An 18,394-nucleotide genomic window follows, 5' to 3' on the forward strand; every position below is an offset into this window, starting at 1 on the left:
TTGTAGGCTAACCTACCAAGCACTTGCTTTGTTAGCCCGGGACCGATGCACCGGGTATCAAGCCTTGAGGAGTCTCGATGACGAGCGCCCCGCGCACCACACCCGCGGTGCTTGACCGGATGGCACTCGATTTCGCCGACCACGACGCACTGATCACCGACGACCGCACGTTCACTTTCGCCGAGCTGCGCGACGAGGTCCGCCGAGCGGCCGCCGCGATAATCGGGCTGGGCGTGCAACCCGGCGACAAGATCGCCATCTGGTCACCGAACACCTGGCACTGGGTGATCGCCTGTTTGGCCACGCAGTACGCCGGTGCGGTGATGGTGCCCCTGAATACGCGCTACACCGCTGACGAGGCATCCGACATCCTGGCCCGGACGCACGCACCGCTGCTGTTCGGCATGGGCCGGTTCTTGGGCGCCGACCGGGTTGGCGATCTCGACCGCGCCGCACTGACGGACCTCCGGCACATCGTGCGCATCCCGATCGACTCGGACGACACCGGCTTGGCTGGCACCTGGGACGAGTTCCTCGCCGGCCCGCGGGTGCCGCTCTCGGAGGTCGACGCCCGGGCGGCGGCAGTGAGCCCCGACGACCCGTCCGACGTGCTGTTCACCTCGGGCACCACCGGCCGCAGCAAAGGTGTGCTCTGCGCGCACCGGCAGTCACTGGCCGCGCCCGCGGCATGGGCCGAGTGCGGCCAGCTCACCAGCGCCGACCGCTACCTGTGCATCAACCCGTTCTTCCACAACTTCGGCTACAAGGCCGGCATCCTGGCCTGCCTACAGACCGGCGCGACCCTGATCCCCCAGCTCACGTTCGACCCCGAGCAGGCCATGCGGGTGATCGCCGAGAAGCGCATCACCGTGGTGCCCGGGCCGCCGACCATCTTCCAGACGCTGCTGGATCACCCGAATCGCACGCAGTACGACTTGAGCTCGCTGCGGTTCGCGGTGACCGGCGCGGCGACGGTGCCCGTCGTGTTGATCGAACGCATGCAAGCCGAACTGGACTTCGACATCGTGCTGACCGCATACGGGCTGACCGAGGCCAACGGCTTCGGCACCATGTGCCGGGCCGACGACGACGCGGTCACCGTGGCGACCACCTGCGGCCGGCCGATCGCGGATTTCGAACTGCGTATCGACTCCCCCGATGCCGAGACCGGCGCCGGCGAGGTGCTGCTGCGCGGACCCAATGTGATGCTCGGCTACCTCGACGATCCGGCGGCGACGGCGGCCGCGATCGACAGCGACGGCTGGCTGCACACCGGTGACGTCGGCACCGTCGACGAGGCCGGCAATCTGCGCATCACCGATCGGCTCAAGGACATGTACATCTGCGGCGGTTTCAACGTCTACCCCGCCGAGATCGAGCAGGTCCTGGCCCGGCTCGACGGAGTCGCCGACGCCGCCGTCATCGGAGTACCCGACGAACGCCTCGGTGAAGTCGGCCGGGCATTCATCGTGCGCCGGCCCGGCAACGATCTCGACGAGCAGGCCGTGATCGACTACACCCGCAAGCACCTGGCCAATTTCAAGACCCCGCGCTCGGTGGTATTCGTGGAGGCACTACCTCGAAACCCCGGTGGAAAAGTGGTCAAACCCACACTGCGAGAGATGGTTTGATGGACCTACAGTACGACGACGCGACCGAAGAGTTCCGCACCGAGGTGCGGAACTTCCTGGCGGCCAACAAGGATTCGTTCCCGACCAAGTCCTACGACAATGCCGAAGGGTTCGAGCAGCACCGCCGCTGGGACCGCATCCTGTTCGACGCCGGCCTGTCGGTGGTGACCTGGCCGGAGAAGTACGGCGGCCGCGACGCCACGCTGCTGCAATGGGTGGCCTACGAGGAGGAGTACTTCCGGGCCGGCGCGCCGGGACGCGCCAGCGCCAATGGTACCTCGATGCTGGGACCGACCCTGTTCGCGCACGGCACCGAAGAACAACTGGACCGCATCCTGCCGAAAATGGCCAGCGGCGAAGAGATCTGGGCGCAGGCCTGGTCGGAGCCGGAGTCCGGAAGCGACCTGGCGTCGCTGCGGTCCACGGCCACCCAGACCGACGGCGGCTGGCTGCTCAATGGCCAGAAGATCTGGAGCAGCCGAGCGCCGTTCGGTGACCGCGCCTTCGGCCTGTTCCGGTCCGATCCGAGCGCCGAGCGCCATCGCGGGCTGACCTACTTCATGTTCGACCTGAGGGCCGAGGGTGTGACGGTGCGCCCGATCGCGCAGCTCGGCGGCGACACCGGCTTCGGAGAAGTGTTCCTGGACAACGTCTTCGTCCCCGACGCCGACGTCATCGGCGCCGTGCACGACGGTTGGCGTGCCGCGATGAGCACGTCGAGCAACGAACGCGGTATGTCACTGCGCAGCCCGGCGCGGTTCCTCGCACCTGCTGAGCGTCTGGTGTCGGAGTGGCAGGACCGTGGCGGTGACCCCGCGTTCGCCGACCGAGTAGCCGATGCCTGGATCAAGGCGCAGGCCTACCGGTTGCACACATTCGGCACCGTGACCCGGGTCGCCGCAGGCGGCGAACTGGGCGCCGAGTCGTCGGTGACCAAGGTGTTCTGGTCGGATCTCGACGTCGCACTGCACCAGACGGCGTTGGAACTGCGCGGCGCCGACGCCGAGCTGACCGACTCCTGGACCGAAGGCCTGCTGTTCGCATTGGGCGGCCCGATCTACGCCGGCACCAACGAAATTCAGCGCAACATCATCGCCGAGCGTCTGCTCGGGCTGCCCCGGGAAAGCTCAGCGAGCGCAGGAGCGAAGAAATGAAATTCGCACTCGACGAACAGCAGCGGGACTTCGCCGCCAGTATCGACGCCGCACTCGGCGCCGCCGATGTCCCCGGCGCGGTCCGGGCGTGGGCACAGGGCGACACCGCACCCGCACGCAAGGTGTGGTCGGCGCTGACCGACCTCGGTGTGACTGCGTTGGCCGTCGCCGAGAAGTACGACGGCATCGAAGCGCATCCCGTCGACCTGGTGGTCGCATTGGAGCGCCTCGGCCGCTGGAACGTTCCCGGCCCGGTCACGGAATCTATTGCGGTGGCGCCGGTTCTGCTGGCCGGCCAGGAGGATTGGGCCGACCGATCGGCCGCTCTGGCGGCCGGGGAACTGATCGCCACAGTGGCATTGCCGCCGTCGGTGCCGCGCGCGGTCAACGCCGACTTCGCCGGACTGACCTTGCTGGCGCAGGACGGTCGGGTCGGTGATGCCACCGTCGGGGACGGACACTCCTCCGTCGACCCCAGCCGCACCCTCTTCGACGTCACCGCCGCAGACACCCGCGACGCCGACGTGGCACTGGCATTCGAGTACGGCGCGTTGGCGACCGCCGCGCAACTGGTCGGCGCCGCGCAGGCGATGCTGGACATGTCGGTCGAATATGCCAAGCAGCGCAGTCAATTCGGCCGGATCATCGGCAGCTACCAGGCGATCAAACACAAGCTCGCCGACGTGCACATCGCGGTGGAACTGGCCCGGCCCTTGATCTACGGCGCGGCGCTGTCGCTGGCCGACGGATCCCCCGACACCGCACGCGATGTCAGCGCAGCCAAAGCGGCCGCCTCGGACGCCGCTCTGCTGGCGGCACGATCCTCGCTACAGACCCACGGCGCCATCGGCTTCACCTCCGAACACGATCTGTCCCTGTGGCTGCTGCGGGTACAGGCGCTGCACTCGGCGTGGGGCGATCCGACCAGCCACCGCCGTCGAGTGCTGGAGGCGCTGACATGACATCCACCGAAGAACGGCAGATGCTGCGCGAGACCGTCGCAGCGCTGATCGACAAGCACGCCTCGCCCGCCGCGGTGCGCGACGCCATGGAATCCGATCACGGCTACGACGCGTCGCTGTGGTCCAAGCTGTGCGAACAGGTTGGCGTCGCCGCTCTGGTAGTGCCCGAGGAACTCGGCGGTGCCGGCGGCGAATTGGCGGATGCCGCAGCAGTTCTCGAGGAATTGGGTCGTGGTCTGGTCCCGACGCCACTGTTGGGCACGACGCTGGCCGAGCTGGCCCTGCTCGCCGCGGACCAACCCGACACCGACGCCCTCGAGCAGCTCGCTGCGGGTGAGTCCGTCGGCGCCGTGGTGTTCGATCCCGGCTACGTGGTGAACGGTGACATCGCCGATGTGGTGGTCGGCGTCGACGGCGGTGCGCTGACCCGGTGGAGTGATGTCAGCGCCGAAGCGGTGCAGACCATGGACCCGACCCGCCGGTTGGCGCGGCTGTCCGCGGGATCCGCCGATGCGATCGGCAGCGATCCCGGCCTGGCCGAAATCGCGGCCACCCTGCTGGCGGCCGAGCAGATCGGCGCGGCCACCCGCTGCCTGGAGCTCACCGTCGACTACACCAAGGAACGCGTGCAGTTCGGCCGCCCCATCGGCAGCTTCCAGGCGCTCAAACACCGGATGGCCGATCTGTACGTCGCAGTCCAGTCAGCCCGCGCTGTCGTCGACGCTGCCATTGCCGCACCGTCGCCGACATCGGCAGCGCTGGCCCGCTTGGCCGCCACCGAGGCGTTCATCAAGGTCGCCGGCGAAGCGATCCAACTGCACGGCGGAATCGCGATCACCTGGGAACACGACATCCAGCTGTACTTCAAGCGCGCGCACGGCAGCGCTCAGCTGCTCGGTTCGGTGTCGGACCAACTTCGCCAGCTCGAATCACAGGTGTTCTAGCCTGGCTCAGGTGAACAACCGCGTTGCGCTGCGAGCCGGAATCCCACCGTTCTATGTGATGGACGTGTGGCTGGCCGCCGCGGAGCGCCAGCGCACCCACGGTGATCTGGTGAACCTGTCCGCGGGCCAACCCAGCGTCGGCGCTCCGGAACCGGTGCGCGCGGCCGCGGCGGCGGCTCTGGAGGCCAACCAGCTGGGCTACACCGTCGCACTGGGCATCCCGGAGCTACGGCAGGCGATCGCCGCGTCCTACGCCGACCGGTACGGCGTGGACGTCAGCGCCGACGACGTGGTGGTCACCACCGGATCCTCCGGCGGGTTCCTGCTGGCATTCCTGGCATGTTTCGACACCGGCGACCGCGTGGCCATCGCCAGCCCGGGCTACCCCTGCTACCGCAACATCCTGTCCGCTCTGGGGTGCGAGGTGGTGGAGATCCCGTGCGGGCCCCAGACGCGGTTCCAGCCGACGGTGCAGATGCTGGCCGAGCTGGATCCGCCGGTGCAAGGTGTGATCGTCGCAAGCCCGGCCAACCCGACCGGCACGGTGATCCCGCCGGAGGAGCTCGCGGCGATCGCCACCTGGTGCGACCAGACCGGGGCTCGGCTGATCAGCGATGAGGTGTACCACGGGCTGCTCTACCCCGGTGCACCGGAGACGTCGTGCGCCTGGCAGACGTCGCGCAATGCGGTTGTGGCGAACAGCTTTTCAAAGTACTTCGCGATGACGGGCTGGCGGCTGGGCTGGCTGCTGGTACCGCAGGAGCTGCGCCGCGCGGTGGATTGCCTCACCGGGAACTTCACGATCTGCCCGCCGGTGCTCCCGCAGTACGCCGCGGTGGCCGCGTTCACGCCGGAGGCCGTCGCCGAAGCGGAAGGCCATCTGCACCACTACGCCGCCAACCGGGAGCGGCTGCTGACGGGTTTGCGTGACATCGGCCTGACCCGGCTGGCCCCCACCGACGGTGCCTTCTACGTCTACGCCGACGTCTCGGACTACACGTCGGACTCATTGGGGTTCTGCGAAAAGCTCTTGTCTGACACCGGATTGGCGATCGCCCCGGGGGTCGACTTCGACACTGTGCGAGGCGGGTCGTTCGTACGGTTGTCGTTCGCCGGGCCGTCGAGCAACATCGAGGAGGCGCTGCGCCGGTTGGGACCGTGGCTTCGTTGACTTGTCGGTGGGGCGGAGTACCGTCGACAACATGTTCGAAAGTTTGTTCGATTTCGATTCGGACGTCGACGAGGCGACGCTGCGTGGGATCGTTGAACAGCTCGAACAGCTGAAGGCCGCTGCGGCTGCCGCACAGGCCCGCGCGACGGAGGCGTGGGCGACCAAGCGGCATCTGGCGGAAGCGGAAGCGGGTGTTCCAAAGCCGAAGCGCGGCCGTGGACTGGCCAACGAGGTGGCCCTTGCTCGCCGCGTCGCCCCGATGCGGGGTGGCCAACATCTCGGGTTGGCGACCGCCCTCGTACGCGAGATGCCGCACACCCTTGCCGCGCTGGAAAGTGGTGCACTCAGCGAGTGGCGCGCGACGATGATCGTACGAGAGTCAGCGTGTCTTTCGATCGAGCATCGCCGTCAACTGGACGCCGAACTATGCAGCGATACTTCGGCGCTCGAAGGCTGGGGTGACAAGCGGGTTGCAGCTGAGGCAAAGAAGATCGCCGTGCGACTGGACGCGCAAGCCGTTGTCGAACGCACCGCCAAGGCGGCAGCCGACCGGTGTGTGTGGATCCGTCCTGCGCCGGACACCATGGCCTACGTGACGGTATTGTTGCCCGTCGCGCAGGGAGTCGCCGTGTACACCTCGGTCAAACGACAGGCGGACACTACCTTCGACGGACGTTCCCGCGGTCAGGTCATGGCCGATACCGTGGTGGAGCGCGTCACCGGCAGACCCGCAGAACAGCCCGTACCGGTGTCGCTCAACCTGGTCATGGCCGATACCACCTTGGCCGGTGGCGACGATGAGTCGGCGTGGTTGGACGGGTACGGTCCGGTGCCCGCCGGATTCGCATGCAAGATGGTCGGCGACGCCGCTCTCGATGAAAGCGCCAGAACCACGTTGCGACGGCTTTATCGGCATCCCGACAGCCGACAGCTCGTTGCGATGGAATCGCGTTCGCGAATCTTCCCGAGAGGGTTGGCCGCGTTCATCGGACTGCGGGACCAAACGTGCCGAACGCCGTACTGCGACGCCCCCATTCGCCATCGGGATCATGCGCTACCGCACCGGGAATCCGGCAGTACGAGCGCGCTCAATGGCCTCGGGGAGTGCGAGGCGTGCAACTACGCCAAAGAAGCCCGCGGCTGGCGGGTACGTACTGCCGAGCGCGACGGCATGCATCAGGCCGACTTCACCACTCCGACCGGCGCCACGTATCGGTCCATCGCCCCACCGTTGCCCGGGCCGCCGATCCGAAAACGGGTCAGCATCATCGAGAGTCAGCTCAGCGTCGACCTGGTGACCTTCGACGCTGCCTGACTCCCTGTCACCGGGCGCTCCAGCCGCCGTCCATCGTGTAGGACGCGCCGGTCACCATCGCCGCGGCGGGCGACGCCAGCCAGCCCACCAGATCGGCGACCTCGTCGGGTTCGACCAGCCGTTTGATCGCGCTCTCGCTGAGCAGGATCGTCTCCAGCACTTCCTGCTCGTCGATTCCGTGAGTGCGCGCCTGGTCGGCAATCTGCTTGGTCACCAACGGAGTTCGCACATATCCAGGGTTGACGCAGTTGCTGGTCACCCCGCGCGGGCCGCCTTCGAGTGCGGTCACCTTGGACAGCCCCTCCAGCGCGTGTTTCGCCGTCACATAGGCGACCTTGAACTCCGAGGCCCGCAACCCGTGGATGGAGGAGATGTTGATGATCCGGCCGAACCCGCGTTCGTACATCCCCGGCAACGTGGCGCGAACGAGCAGGAACGGCGCCTCCACCATCAGCGCGAGAAGCGTCCGGAACTTATCCGGCGGATAGTCGACGATCGGATCGATGACCTGCATGCCCGCGTTGTTGACCAGGATGTCGAAGTCCAGGTGCAGTTCTTCCAGCGCTGTGACGTCGAGAAGGTCTACTTCCCAGGACTTTCCGCCGATCTCGGTGGCCAGGGCGGCGGCCCCGGCACCATCGATGTCGGCGACGGTGACCTTCGCCCCGCGCGCAGCCAACTCCCGTGCGCACGCCGCACCGATGCCACTGGCCGCACCGGTGACCAGAACGGAACGCCCATCGAGTGCCGTCATGCCGGCGCCGTCGCGGAGGCCGCCCTGCTGTCGCGCCGGGCGTCGGCGGTGTCGATATCGGCAAGGTCGATACCCTTGGTCTCTCGAGTGAACGCCAGCGCGACCAGGGTTATCACCGCCGCGGCGGCCAGATAGATCGCGATCGGCACCGCCGACTTGTAGGTCTCCAACAGCTTGACCGCGATGATCGGCGCCAGCGATCCCGCGAAGATCGCAGTGACCTGATAGCCAAGGGACACACCCGAATACCGCATCCGGGTGGGAAACATCTCGGCCATCAGCGCCGGCTGCGGGGCGTACATGAGCGCGTGGATGACCAGACCGAGAATGATCGAGCCCATGATCAGCAGGTAATGCCCGCTGTTCATCATCGGGAAGGCGAAGAAGCCCCACGCGCCGGCACCGAGCGCACCGATCAGATAGACCGGTTTTCGCCCGACGCGGTCCGACAACCGGCCGGCGTACGGGATCACCACGAAATGTACTGCGTGCGCGGCCAACAGCCACCACAAGATGTCGCTCGTGTCGGCGTGCACCTGCACCTTGAGATAGGTGATCGAGAAGGTGACCACCAGGTAGTACATGATGTTCTCCGCGACCCGGAGCCCCATCGCGGTGAAAACCCCACGCGGATAACGCTTGACGACCTCGACGACACCGTACGAGCTCGCCTTGATCTGCTCTGCCTCCTGCTGGGCCATCACGAAGATCGGGGCGTCGGTGACCTTGGTCCTGATGTAGTAGCCGATCAGCACCACCACCGCCGACAGCCAGAACCCGACCCGCCAGCCCCAGGACAGGAATGCGGCTTCGGACAGCGTCGTGGTCAACGTCAGCAGCACCACCGTGGCGAGGATATTGCCCACCGGCACGCCGGCTTGGGGCCAGCTGGCCCAGAATCCGCGCTCCCGACTGGGACTGTGTTCGGCGACCAGCAGCACTGCGCCGCCCCACTCCCCACCCACGGCGAAGCCCTGAACGAAGCGCAGCACCACCAGAAGCGCGGGCGCCCAGTAACCGATCTGCCCGAATGTCGGCAGACAGCCCATCAAAAATGTCGACGCACCGACGAGCACCAGGCTGAACTGCAAGAGCTTTTTGCGGCCGTACTTGTCACCGAAATGGCCGAACACAATTCCACCGAGCGGTCGCGCGGCGAAGCCGACGGCATAGGTGATGAACGCTGCGAGGATCGCATCGAGGTCGCTGGTCCCCTTGGCGAAGAAGACCTTGTTGAAGACCAAGGTGGCGGCTGTGCCGTAGAGGAAGAACTCGTACCACTCGACCACGGTGCCCGCCATCGAGGCGGCGACCACCTTGCGAAGACCGCTCGCCACAGTGGTCACGCTCATCTGTCCCCCTCGGTCACTGCATGCCCCCATGTGACGACAGCCACACGTGGATGAGTATTCGCGCACGCCATATCGCGCGCAATATCGAAATACGCAGCACGGATCTCGAATATGCAGATATGCCCGTTTCGTCCGGTCGCCCCGGTCAGCGCGCTGCGCGCCTACGCCGAGCAGATCGAACCCTTGCGGCTACACGGGTTCCCGGGTGCGCATCACGACATCCTGAACGAAACGGTTCACCGAAAGGTGGCCGCGGCGCTCGTCGACTTCATCGACGACCAGCGCTAGAGCCAGGTGTCGGTCGTCGTGGTGGTGAGGAACGCGTCGAGGTCGTCGCGCCACTGCGCCGGGCTGTTCTTGTCCGGCTCGATGCCGGTGTACTCGCCGCGGTAGAACAGCAGCGGGCGCGGCTTCTTCTTCGGCACTTCGGACAGCGAGTGCACGGCACCGAACACCACGAAGTGGTCGCCACCGTCGTGCACCGAATGCACGGTGCAGTCGATGTGGGCCAGGGTGCCGTCGATCACCGGTGAGCCGAGCTTGCTTGGGCTCCAACCGATCCCAGCGAACTTGTCCGGCTCCCTCGACCCGAACCGGGCCGACACGTCCTTCTGGTTCTCGTGCAGGACGTTGACGCAGAACTTCCCGCTGGCCTCGATGGCCGCCCAGGACCGGGACAGCTTGGTCGGGCAGAACAGCACCAGCGGCGGCTCGAGCGACAATGCCGCGAACGACTGGCAAGCGAAGCCGACCGGAATGTCCTCGTGCACGGTCGTGATGATCGTGATGCCGGTGCAGAACTGCCCGAGCACATGGCGAAACGTGCGGGGATCGATCTCCGGGGACGCCATCGGCTACTTGAACCCGACCGAGAAGTCGTGGCCCCACAGGCTGACCGCGGTGCTCTCCCTGGCGATCCAGTCGTGATCGTCGACTTCGAGTCCCTCACAACCGAATTCGACGTCAAAGCCACCGGGCGTCTTCATGTAGAAGGACAGCATCTTGTCGTTGGTGTGCCTGCCCAGCGTCGCCGACATCTTCACCTTGCGGCGCAGCGCGCGGTCCAGGCACAAGCCGACGTCGTCGGAGTTCTCCACCTCGACCATCAGGTGCACGATGCCGGTCGGGTTGGGCATCGGCATGAACGCCAGCGCATGGTGGCGCGGGTTGCAGCCGTAGAACCGCAGCCAGACCGGGTCCCCGTCGGCCGGGCGCCCGGCGATCTCCGGGGGCAGGCTCATCGAATCCCGCAGCTTGAAGCCGAGCACGTCCTGATAAAACGCCTGCGCCGCGGCATCGTCGTCACAGGTGAGCACGACATGGCCGAGACCCTGTTCGGCGGTGACGAATTTGTGGCCGTACGGGCTGACGAACCGGCGACCGAGGTACTGCGCACCGTGGAACGCCTCGAGCGTGTTGCCCGCGGGATCGGAGAACCGGATCAGCCCCTCGACACGTCGCTCGGACTTCTCCTCGCGGGTGCCTTCGGCGAAGTCGACGCCCGCCTTGGCCAGGGTCTCACGCAGAGTCTGCAGCGCGGGCGCATCGGCGACCTCCCAGCCGGATACCAGCAGCCGATCCCGCTCGCCCGGCACGATCACCAGTCGGGCGGCGAACTCGTCCATGCGGAGGTACAGCGCGTCGGGCATGGCCCCGTCGCCTTCCACCATGCCGAGCACCTTGGTTCCGAAATCTCGCCAGGCGGCCACATCGGTGGCCTCAATCCGCATATAGCCGAGGGCTTTCAGCGTCACACTCCACCTCCGAGGAAAGTCGATCGTCAGCTTGTTCGAACCGATTAGACCATCGTGTCGCCGAGCGGCAGCCCGAATTCCTGGTTGCCGAACATCACATAGGCGCGCTCGGCATCGTTGGCTGCGTGCACCCGGCCGGCGTGCGCATCACGCCAGAACCGTTGCAGCGGAGTGTCGATGCCGAGCGCGGTGGCCCCTGCGCTCTCGAAGAGGCGGTCGACGGACGCGATCGCCCGCTGGGTGGCGCGCACCTGGTCGCGGCGGGCCTTGGCGCGCAGCTCCAGCGGAATGTCCTGACCGTCGAGCAGCAACGCGTACTCGGTGGCGAGGTTGCCCGACAGCTGGGTCCAGGCCGCGTCGATGTCGCTGGCCGCTTCGGCGATGCGGACCTTGGCGAACGGGTCGTCCTTGGCCTTCTCGCCGGCGTAGGCGGCGCGCACGCGCTTGCCCTGATGCTCAACGTGAGCGGCGTAGGCGCCGTACGCCATACCGACGATCGGAGTGGAGATCGTGGTGGGATGCATGGTGCCCCAGGGCATCTTGTACACCGGCGCGGTGTTGGTCTGCAGTCCCGGCGAAGCCAGGTCACCCATCGCCTTGAACGAGGTGAACCGGTGGCGGGGAACGAAAACGTCCTTCATCACCAGGGTGTTGCTGCCGGTTCCCTTGAGCCCCACCACATGCCAGTCATCCTCGATGCGGTAGTCGCTGATCGGGACCAGGAAGCTGCCGAAGTCGACCGGCCTGCCGTCCTTGATCACCGGGCCGCCGACGAACGTCCAGGTGGCGTGATCGCAACCCGACGACCAGTGCCAGGCGCCGTTGACGATGTAGCCGTCACCCGCCTCGGTCACCACGCCGGCGCCCATCGGGGCGTACGACGAGGAGATCCGGACCGTGGGGTCGGCACTCCAGACGTCTTCCTGAGCCTGCTGATCGAAGTGCGCCAGATGCCAGTTGTGCACCCCGAGGATGCCGGCCACCCACCCGGTGGACCCGCAGGCGCTGGCCAGCCGTCGCACCGCCTCGTAAAACATCGTCGGGTCACTCTGCAGGCCGCCCCACTGCTCGGGCTGCAACAGCTTGAAGAAGCCGACCTCATCCAGCTCGGCGATCGTGGCCTCGGGGATCCGACGCAGGTCTTCGGTCTCCTGCGCGCGCTCGCGGAGCTTGGGCAACAGTTCATCGATGCCGGTGAGAACTGCGTTCGCGTCACGCTGTTGAATGGACGTCACTGCATGCCTCCCAGAGTGTGGTTCTGGACCCAAGACTAGAACACGTTACGATTTGTGTCGAGCAGGGCGAGCCTGCGGCTGGTAGCGATATGGAAAGCGATTTCTGTAACCTGTTCTAGTTAGGCGGAGGGAAGGCTGAACACCGTGACGCAGGTTCCACCCGACGAGCCGCTGGGCAGCCACGTGCTCGAGTTGGAAGTGACCGACGTGGTCGACGAAACCGACGACTCGCGATCGCTGGTGTTCGGCGTGCCCGCCGGTGCCGACATCCCGGCTGATCGGCTGCGCTACGCACCCGGCCAGTTCCTGACCCTGCGCATCCCCAGCGACCGGACGGGGTCGGTGGCGCGCTGCTACTCGCTGTGCAGCTCGCCGTTCACCGACGACGCCCTGACCGTGACCGTCAAGCGCACAGTTGACGGCTACGCGTCGAATTGGCTGTGCGACCACGCGCACCGGGGCATGAAGATCCACTTGCTCGCGCCGTCGGGAACCTTCGTGCCCAAGACCCTGGACACCGATTTCCTGCTGATCGCGGCGGGCAGCGGCATCACCCCGATGCTGGCCATCTGCAAGTCGGCCCTCTCGGAGGGCAGCGGCAAGGTGACCCTGCTCTACGCCAACCGAGACGAGCGTTCCGTGATCTTCGCCGGCACCCTGCGTGACCTGGCCGCCAAGTACCCCGATCGGCTGACGGTCGTGCACTGGCTGGAGTCGGTGCAGGGATTGCCCAGCACAGCGGCGCTGAGCAGCGTGATGGCGCCCTACACCGATCGGCAGGCGTTCATCTGCGGGCCGGGACCGTTCATGCAGGCTGCCGAGCAAGCGCTGGACTCGTTGCAGGTGCCGGCCAAGCAGGTGCACATCGAGGTGTTCCGCTCACTGGACACCGACCCGTTCGCCGCGGTGACGATCACCGACGACAGCGACGAACCGCCGGCGGAGGCCGTCGTCGAACTCGATGGGCAGACCCACACCGTGTCGTGGCCGCGCAGCGCCAAACTGCTCGACGTCCTGCTCGACAAGGGGCTCGACGTGCCGTTCTCCTGCCGTGAGGGGCACTGCGGAGCGTGCGCGGTGGTCAAGCGCAGCGGTGACGTGGAGATGGACATCAACGACGTCCTGGAGCCCAGCGACATCGACGAGGGGCTGATCCTGGCCTGCCAGGCGCGGCCGACCTCCGATTCGGTCGAAGTCACCTACGACGAATAGCGTTGTGCGAGTGTGGATGACGCGGCACACTCGCGCAACGCTTCCTCGCTAGCGCGGCAGGCCCAGCAGCCGTTCGCCGGCCATCGTGAGCAGGATCTGCTCGGTGCCACCGGCGATCGTCAGGCACCGGGTGTTGAGGAAGTCGTGGACGAATCCGTCGACGGTGAGGCCGCCCGACTCGGACAACTCCTGCCGGAACTCGGCCAGCGCCTGACGGTGCCGAACGCCGATCAGCTTGCGCGCGCTGGCTTCTGCGCTGGTGTCCTGTCCGCTGACCGCCAGCTGCGCGATGCGCTGGTCGAGCAGCGAGCCCGCCTGCGCGGACAGGATCAGCTTGGCCGTCTGGTCCTGCAGCGCGGTGTCGAGTTCACGCGCGGCGACCGAGCGCAGCATCTCCTCCACCGGATTCCCCAGCGCGGTGCCCTGCGCCATCGCGACCCGCTCGTTGGCCAGCGTGGTGCGGGCCAGCCGCCACCCGTTGTTGACGGTGCCGACCACCATGTCGTCGGGCACGAAGACGTCGTCGAAGAAGACCTCGTTGAAGAGCTCGTCGCCGGTGATCTCCCGCAGCGGCCGCACCACGATGCCCGGCGAGCGCATGTCGATCAGGAAGTACGTGATGCCCTTGTGCTTCGGAGCGTCGGGGTCGGTTCTGGCCAGGCAGACACCCCAGTGCGCCTTCTGCGCGGCCGAGGTCCACACCTTCTGCCCGGTGAGCTTCCAACCGCCTTCGGCGCGAACAGCTTTCGTGCGCAGAGCGGCCAGGTCCGACCCGGCACCGGGCTCACTGAACAGCTGGCACCAGATGATCTCGCCGCGCAGGCTGGCCGGCACGAACCGCTCGATCTGCTCGGGCGTACCGCCCTCCAGGATCGTCGGCACCGCCCACCAGCCGATCACCAGATCAGGGCGCTGCACGTCGGCCTTGGCCATCTCGGAGTCGATGAGCAGCTGCTCGGCAGGCGACGCCTCCCGGCCGTAGGGCTTGGGCCAGTGCGGCGCGAGCAGACCGGAGTCGGCCAGCGCGGGCTGGCGCTGGTCGGCCGGCAGCTTGGCCACCTCGGCGACCGCGGCGGCGATCTCCGGCTGCAGGTGCGCGACGGAGTCCAGATCGATGTGCAACTCGCGGCGCACACCGTCCAGCGTCAGCGCGGCGACCCGGCGCAGCCACGCCGGCCGGCCGCCGAGGATCTGGCCGATGCTGTAGGCGCGACGCAGGTAGAGGTGGGCGTCATGCTCCCAGGTGATGCCGATGCCGCCGAGCACCTGGATGCAGTCCTTGGCGTTGGCGGTGGCCGCTTCGATACCGATGGCCGCGGCGATGGCGGCGGCGATGGACAGCTGCTGGGGATCCTCACCGGCAGCCGCGACGGCGGCGTCGGCCGCCGCGACCGCAGCCTGCTGAGAGCGCAACAACATCTCGGCACACATGTGCTTGATGGCCTGGAAGCTGCCGATCGGCTTGCCGAACTGCTCACGCACCTTGGCGTAGTCCACCGCGGTGTCCAGCGTCCAGCGGGCGATGCCCGCGGTCTCGGCGGCCAGCACGGTGGCGGCCAGGTCCTCGAACCGGCGCCGCGAGACGGCCAGCGTGATGGCGGGAACCGAGTTCAGGGTCACCCGACCCAGGGGGCGGGAAAAGTCGGTGGCGGCCAGCAGCTCGACTGAAACCCCGTCGGCGCCCGCGTCGACCACGACGACGTCGTCGCCTACCGGGAGCAGCAGCACGCCCGAGCTGTCGGCGCCGAGCACGAAATCGGCGCTGCCAGAGATCTGATCACCGTCTTTACGGAGGTCGGTGGCCAGCGCGAGGCCAGCGGTGGCCTCGCCCGAAGCCAGCGCTTCAAGCAGTTCGGCATCGGTGATCACCAGCGTGGCGACCGCCGTCGTCGCGACCGGTCCGGGGACCAGCGCCCGCGCCGCCTCCTCGACCATCGCGCACAAATCCTGGATGGATCCGCCGGCGCCACCGGCCTCCTCCGCCACCGCGACACCGAACAAGCCCAGCTCGGCGAGCCCGCGATACACCCGGCGCCACGCGTCGGGGGTGCCATGGTCGACGTCGCGAACAGCGGCCAAGGCGCCCGAGGAGGCCGCCCAGCTGCGGACCAACTCGCGGGCGGCAAACTGTTCGTCGGTGATGGTCGCAGACACCCGCGGCTCCTCAAGGTCACAAAGAACGGGCGCTGAAAAACTTCTCGGCCCACTAGAACGTGTTCTAATAGTGCCAGCGATCAACAGTCAAGTCGACCGGCATCGCAGCAGGACACGCGGCTGTCCTGGGGGACGCAGAGGTGCGCGAGGCGCTGTAGCGATGCGTATCGTTTCTCCCGGAACAGCCTTGGAAGGAGCTAGCCGACCCATGTCATCGCCAGCGCAGAAATCGACGGCCGGCGGTGCAGGTTCGCAGCCACGTGAGGTGATACCGGTGTCCGTACTCGCCGAATCAGAGCTTGGATCCGAGGCTCAGCGCGAACGCCGCAAGCGCATCCTCGACGCCACCATGGCGATCGCCTCCAAGGGCGGATACGAGGCCGTGCAGATGCGTGCGGTGGCCGACCGTGCCGATGTGGCGGTCGGCACGCTGTACCGCTACTTCCCGTCGAAGGTGCACCTGCTGGTCTCCGCGCTGGCCCGCGAGTTCGAGCGCATCGACGCCAAGACCGACCGGACCGCGGTGGCCGGGGGCTCACCGTTCCAGCGGCTCAACTTCATGGTGAGCAAGCTGAACCGGGCAATGCAGCGCAACCCGCTGCTGACGGAGGCGATGACGCGGGCGTACGTGTTCGCCGACGCCTCGGCCGCCGGTGAAGTTGATCACGTCGAGAAGATCATCGACAGCATGTTCGCGCGCGCCATGAGCGACGGCGAACCGACCGAAGACCAGTACCACATCGCCCGGGTCATCTCCGATGTGTGGCTGTCGAACCTGTTGGCCTGGCTGACCCGACGGGCCTCGGCGACCGACGTCAGCAAACGTCTCGATCTCGCGGTGCGGCTGCTGATCGGCGACGACGGCGAGTCCTAGGACCCCGTGCCCGAGGACCCTGTGCCCGATCTTCCCGAGGATCTGCGTCGCGCGCTGAGCCAGGTCGCGCGCGCCCCACAGTTGTTGGTGGCCTCCGACTTCGACGGCACAGTTGCGCCGATCGTGGCCAACCCCGCCGACGCCCGTCCCCTGCCTGCCGCCGCCGACGCCCTTGCCGCGCTGGCGACATTGCAGTCCACCAATGCGGCGCTGATCTCCGGCCGTGCGCTTCGCGACCTGAAAATTCTGTCCGGCGCGCCCGGGGATGTGCATCTGGTGGGCAGCCACGGCGCGGAGTTCGACGCCGACTTCCTTGATGCGATCGACGACGCGGCCAGGGCGCGGCTGGCCGAGCTCGAGCACACGATGACTTCCCTGGCGCGGCGCTATCCCGGCGCGAGCATCGAAGTCAAGCCGGTCAGCGTGGCCTTCCACGTACGCAACGCGGTCCCCGAGGACGCCCAGAAGGCCCTCGACGAGGCGCTGAACGCGGTGCGGGACTGGGACATTCACATCACCGAAGGCAAAGCTGTTCGCGAGTTCGCCGTCATCGACACTGACAAGGGTGCGGCGCTCGAGCAGCTGCGCGAACAACTCGACGCGACCGCGGTGGTGTTCTTCGGCGACGACGTCACCGACGAAAAAGGGTTCAAGCGGCTCACCGGCGGCGACGTCGGGGTGAAGGTCGGTCCGGGCCAGACCCTGGCCCGCTATCGAGTGGATTCCCCTGACGACGTCGCGACCGCCCTGGGGTACCTGGTTAGCGCCCGGCGGGGTTAGACAGGCGGGCCCGCAGTCCGCCCGCGCACCAGTTCGGTGGGCAGCACGTCGATCACCGGCAAGCCGTCGCGTGGCGGGCTGTGCAGCAGCCGGCCGGCCCGCTTGCCCTTCTCCAGGCTAGGCTGCGACACCGTGGTCAGCCCCCGGCTCAAAGCCTCAGGGATGCCGTCGAACCCGGTGACCGTCATCTGGCCGGGCACGTAAATGCCTTTGGCGCGTAGATAATCCATCGCTGAGATGGCCAGTACATCGGCGGTGCACATCAAGGCGGTGATCCGCGGGTTCGTCTGCAGCGCCAGCTCGGCGGCCGCCGCACCCGACGCCGGCCGGTGCTCGCAGCTCTCCACGATGGTCAGGGTGGCCGGGTCGTGCCCCGCAGCCCTCATCGCATCGCGCACGCCGCCGATCCGCTCGGTCTGGACGTGAAAGCGCGAGTCTCTCAGCCGATCCGCGCTGACGAGGCCTGCCGCCTGGTCGCCGACGCGTCGCTCGTTGCCCAATCGCATTGTCAGCAAGCCGATTTCGTGATGCCCGAGCCCGACGACATAGTCGGCCAGTTCCCGCATGGCGGTCCGGTCGTCGATGCAGACCCGGGATGAGCCCGGGACATCCGCGGGCTGGTCGACGACCACGATCGGCACGTGGCGCTGCAACACCGTCTGCAGGTAGGGGTCGTCGTCGGCAGCGGCGTAGACGACGAATCCGTCGACTCCGGCTGCCAGAACGGAATTCATGCCGTCCGAGACACTGCGGTCCGGTCCGACCGCGACCAGTAGCAGGCCCTGCCCGGCTTCTTCGCAGGATTCAGCGAGCCCGGCAACGAAGTTCAATGCGGCGGGATCACTGAAGGCGTAGGTCAACGGCTCGGTGATCACCAGTCCGACCGCGCCGGCCTTTCGGGTTCGCAGCGACCGGGCGACCGGGTCCGGGCCGGCATATCCCAGTCGCTTGGCGGTGGCCAGTACCCGCTCCCGCAGATCAGCCGACAACTGATCTGGCCGGTTGTACGCGTTAGAGATCGTGGTCCGCGAAACCTTGAGTTCGGCAGCCAATGAGGCAAGAGTTGCCCGCCGCCGCGGCGCGGGACTTCGGGACATGCTCC

Annotated in this window: 17 protein-coding genes; 10 read left to right on the plus strand and 7 right to left on the minus strand. The window is 67.2% G+C overall.

The window, feature by feature from the left end:
- Positions 1–77: 77 nt before the first annotated feature.
- Genes fadD3 through Y900_RS10245 form a run of 6 tightly spaced genes read left to right on the plus strand, consistent with a single transcriptional unit; the run spans position 78 to position 7,177 of the window.
- A complete protein-coding gene (gene fadD3, locus Y900_RS10220) occupies positions 78–1,631 on the plus strand; it encodes a 3-((3aS,4S,7aS)-7a-methyl-1,5-dioxo-octahydro-1H-inden-4-yl)propanoate--CoA ligase FadD3 (protein WP_036341749.1) in 1,554 nt (517 codons plus the stop codon).
- The gene (locus Y900_RS10225; protein WP_036341750.1) at positions 1,631–2,785 is read left to right on the plus strand and encodes an acyl-CoA dehydrogenase family protein; all 1,155 of its coding nucleotides are present in this window, start codon (positions 1,631–1,633) and stop codon (positions 2,783–2,785) included. Before fadD3 ends, Y900_RS10225 begins: the two co-directional genes overlap by 1 nt.
- Positions 2,782–3,747 carry an acyl-CoA dehydrogenase family protein gene (locus tag Y900_RS10230; protein ID WP_036341751.1) on the plus strand — a complete coding sequence of 322 codons (966 nt, stop codon included), beginning with the start codon at positions 2,782–2,784 and terminating at the stop codon, positions 3,745–3,747. Before Y900_RS10225 ends, Y900_RS10230 begins: the two co-directional genes overlap by 4 nt.
- Positions 3,744–4,691, plus strand: a complete 948-nt coding sequence (gene ipdE2 / locus Y900_RS10235; RefSeq protein ID WP_036341752.1) for an acyl-CoA dehydrogenase IpdE2 — start codon at positions 3,744–3,746, stop codon at positions 4,689–4,691. The genes Y900_RS10230 and ipdE2 overlap by 4 nt, the downstream gene beginning before the upstream one ends.
- A 10-nt stretch (positions 4,692–4,701) precedes the next feature.
- Positions 4,702–5,862, plus strand: coding sequence for a pyridoxal phosphate-dependent aminotransferase (locus tag Y900_RS10240; protein ID WP_036341753.1), 1,161 nt, complete (start codon positions 4,702–4,704; stop codon positions 5,860–5,862).
- Positions 5,863–5,893: 31 nt separating this feature from the next.
- Positions 5,894–7,177 (plus strand): 13E12 repeat family protein, encoded by a 1,284-nt coding sequence (locus Y900_RS10245; RefSeq protein WP_036346363.1) that lies wholly within the window; start codon positions 5,894–5,896, stop codon positions 7,175–7,177.
- 7 nt (positions 7,178–7,184) lie between these two features.
- Here Y900_RS10245 and Y900_RS10250 read toward each other — a convergent pair whose 3' ends face one another.
- Positions 7,185–7,931, minus strand: a complete 747-nt coding sequence (locus Y900_RS10250) for a 3-hydroxybutyrate dehydrogenase (RefSeq protein ID WP_036341754.1) — start codon at positions 7,929–7,931, stop codon at positions 7,185–7,187.
- Complete coding sequence (locus tag Y900_RS10255) at positions 7,928–9,283, minus strand: MFS transporter (protein ID WP_036341755.1); 1,356 nt, start codon at positions 9,281–9,283, stop codon at positions 7,928–7,930. Before Y900_RS10255 ends, Y900_RS10250 begins: the two co-directional genes overlap by 4 nt.
- Positions 9,284–9,394: 111 nt before the next feature.
- Here Y900_RS10255 and Y900_RS32350 point away from each other — a divergent pair, with 111 nt between their 5' ends.
- Positions 9,395–9,571 (plus strand): alpha/beta fold hydrolase, encoded by a 177-nt coding sequence (locus Y900_RS32350; protein WP_157838243.1) that lies wholly within the window; start codon positions 9,395–9,397, stop codon positions 9,569–9,571.
- Here Y900_RS32350 and hsaB read toward each other — a convergent pair.
- Genes hsaB through hsaA form a run of 3 tightly spaced genes read right to left on the minus strand, consistent with a single transcriptional unit; the run spans position 9,568 to position 12,272 of the window.
- Positions 9,568–10,134 carry a 3-hydroxy-9,10-secoandrosta-1,3,5(10)-triene-9,17-dione monooxygenase reductase subunit gene (hsaB, locus tag Y900_RS10260; RefSeq protein WP_036341756.1) on the minus strand — a complete coding sequence of 189 codons (567 nt, stop codon included), beginning with the start codon at positions 10,132–10,134 and terminating at the stop codon, positions 9,568–9,570. The two genes, Y900_RS32350 and hsaB, sit on opposite strands and share 4 nt — an antisense overlap.
- Before the next feature lie 3 nt (positions 10,135–10,137).
- On the minus strand, positions 10,138–11,037 hold the full coding sequence (gene hsaC / locus Y900_RS10265) for an iron-dependent extradiol dioxygenase HsaC (protein ID WP_192827493.1): 900 nt from the start codon (positions 11,035–11,037) through the stop codon (positions 10,138–10,140).
- Between the two features lie 44 nt (positions 11,038–11,081).
- Positions 11,082–12,272 (minus strand): 3-hydroxy-9,10-secoandrosta-1,3,5(10)-triene-9,17-dione monooxygenase oxygenase subunit, encoded by a 1,191-nt coding sequence (gene hsaA / locus Y900_RS10270; protein WP_036341757.1) that lies wholly within the window; start codon positions 12,270–12,272, stop codon positions 11,082–11,084.
- 144 nt (positions 12,273–12,416) lie between these two features.
- On the opposite strand from hsaA, the gene Y900_RS10275 reads away from it, so the two are divergent.
- Positions 12,417–13,484, plus strand: a complete 1,068-nt coding sequence (locus tag Y900_RS10275; RefSeq protein ID WP_036341758.1) for a ferredoxin--NADP reductase — start codon at positions 12,417–12,419, stop codon at positions 13,482–13,484.
- Positions 13,485–13,532: 48 nt separating this feature from the next.
- On the opposite strand, the gene Y900_RS10280 is transcribed toward Y900_RS10275, so the two are convergent.
- Positions 13,533–15,638, minus strand: coding sequence for an acyl-CoA dehydrogenase family protein (locus Y900_RS10280; protein WP_036341759.1), 2,106 nt, complete (start codon positions 15,636–15,638; stop codon positions 13,533–13,535).
- A 208-nt stretch (positions 15,639–15,846) separates the two neighbouring features.
- Here Y900_RS10280 and kstR point away from each other — a divergent pair, with 208 nt between their 5' ends.
- Positions 15,847–16,512 (plus strand): cholesterol catabolism transcriptional regulator KstR, encoded by a 666-nt coding sequence (gene kstR / locus Y900_RS10285; protein WP_036341760.1) that lies wholly within the window; start codon positions 15,847–15,849, stop codon positions 16,510–16,512.
- 21 nt (positions 16,513–16,533) lie between these two features.
- Positions 16,534–17,292, plus strand: coding sequence for a trehalose-phosphatase (otsB, locus tag Y900_RS10290; protein ID WP_036346367.1), 759 nt, complete (start codon positions 16,534–16,536; stop codon positions 17,290–17,292).
- Here the strand turns inward: otsB and Y900_RS10295 are convergent.
- On the minus strand, positions 17,289–18,389 hold the full coding sequence (locus Y900_RS10295) for an Rv3575c family transcriptional regulator (RefSeq protein ID WP_036341761.1): 1,101 nt from the start codon (positions 18,387–18,389) through the stop codon (positions 17,289–17,291). The two genes, otsB and Y900_RS10295, sit on opposite strands and share 4 nt — an antisense overlap.
- Positions 18,390–18,394 lie beyond the last annotated feature (5 nt).

The organism is Mycolicibacterium aromaticivorans JS19b1 = JCM 16368, from assembly GCF_000559085.1.
Lineage (GTDB): Bacteria > Actinomycetota > Actinomycetes > Mycobacteriales > Mycobacteriaceae > Mycobacterium > Mycobacterium aromaticivorans.